Raw genomic sequence first — 1,725 nt, 5'->3', positions numbered from 1 at the left:
ATATACTATYTTACTAAATTTTAAGGAGGATTTTTACATGTTTAAAAAATTTATCACAGTAGCAAGCTCCTTAGCATTAAGTGCAATGTGTCTTACTGGATGTAACCAAACAAATACTACAGATAAAGAAACTTTAGATAAAGTAACAATAGCTGAAGTTACGCACTCAGTTTTTTATGCACCACAGTATGCAGCTATAACTAAAGGATTCTTTGAAGAAGAAGGAATTGAAGTTGATATAATAAATACTGCGGGTGCAGATAAAACTATGGCAGCGCTAATATCAGGTGAAGCTCAAATAGGACTTATGGGACCGGAAGCTTCCATATATGTATATAATCAAGGTAATGAAAACTATGCAGTAAACTTTGCTCAACTTACTAAAGCAGACGGAAGTTTTATAATTGCTAGAGAAGAAATGCCAAACTTTACTCTTGAAGATTTAAAAGGTAAAGATATATTAGGTGGAAGAAAAGGTGGAGTACCTTTAATGACATTAGAATATGTATTAAAACAAAATGGATTAACTATAGGAACAAATAAAGATGCAGGAGAAGTAAATGTAAGAACTGATGTACAATTTGGTGTAATGGCTGGTGCATTTGCAGGTGGAGAAGGAGATTTTACTACAGCATTTGAACCTACAGGAACTCAAATGGAAAAAGAAGGAACAGGATATATAGTTGCATCAGTTGGTGAATTAGGAGGAGATGTTCCTTATACAGCTTATTCTACAACTAAAGAATTTATGGCAGACAATGAAGATTTAATACAAAGATTTACTAATGCATTATACAAAGGTCAACAATGGTGTCAAACTGCAACTGATGAAGAAATAGCAGAAGCAATGAAACCTTTCTTTGAAGATTTATCTTTAGATGACTTAGTAAGTGTTGTTGAGAGATACAAATCAATAGATGCTTGGTGTGATAATCCTTTATTGACAGAAGAAAGCTTAAATTCATTAGTTGAAATAATGAAAGAAGCTGGTGAATTAGATAAAGAACCAGTTTATAATGATATAGTAACTACAGATTTTGCAAATAAAGCAATAGAAAATAATAAATAGATATTTTGCTATGAAAAGGGTCTATCAGTTTTGATAGCCCTTTTTTACGCATGAATGAAACTATTGCTTACGACTAAATAAAATACACTTAATCACGCTAAGTTATTGTATTTTTAATATGTTTAACAATTATGTGATTAATTGCGTATAATAATCTGTACAAGTAATTTAGGAGGGATAATATGCAAAGTGATTATAGACAGGTCAAACGAGTTTTATGGTTAATATTACTTGCAAATTTCTTTGTTGCCTTATTAAAGATTGTAGTAGGTACAGCTATACGTAGTACAAGTATGACAGCTGATGGGTTTCATTCTATATCAGATACAGCATCAAATATATTAGGGATAATAGGTATTATATTAGCATCAAAACCAAGAGATAAAGACCATCCTTATGGACATAGTAAGTTTGAGGTGATATCGGGGTTATTTATAGGGGCAATGCTTTTATTTTTAGCTGGTAAAATTATTTTAGACGCATTAGCATCATTTAGAAATCCAGTTGTACCAAATATAACTATTGAAAGTTTAATAGCTTTACNNTATCAGTAATATCAATATTAATAAAAGAATATCAATATAGAATAACAATAAAAGTAGCTAATAAGATAAATTCACCAGCCTTGAAGGCTGATGCTTGGCATCATAGATCAG

Annotated in this window: 2 protein-coding genes; both read left to right on the top strand. The window is 31.0% G+C overall.

The window, feature by feature from the left end:
* Nucleotides 1-37 precede the first annotated feature (37 nt).
* Nucleotides 38-1,069 carry an ABC transporter substrate-binding protein gene (locus G3997_RS05590; RefSeq protein ID WP_296644178.1) on the top strand — a complete coding sequence of 344 codons (1,032 nt, stop codon included), beginning with the start codon at nucleotides 38-40 and terminating at the stop codon, nucleotides 1,067-1,069.
* A gap of 182 nt (nucleotides 1,070-1,251) precedes the next feature.
* The gene (locus G3997_RS05585) at nucleotides 1,252-1,623 is read left to right on the top strand and encodes a cation diffusion facilitator family transporter (protein WP_296644173.1); all 372 of its coding nucleotides are present in this window, start codon (nucleotides 1,252-1,254) and stop codon (nucleotides 1,621-1,623) included.
* Nucleotides 1,624-1,725 lie beyond the last annotated feature (102 nt).

Source organism: Romboutsia sp. 13368 (genome assembly GCF_018336475.1).
GTDB lineage: Bacteria > Bacillota > Clostridia > Peptostreptococcales > Peptostreptococcaceae > Romboutsia.
The sequence above is the reverse complement of the archived record's forward strand: the minus strand, read 5'-3'. Positions and strand labels throughout refer to the sequence as shown.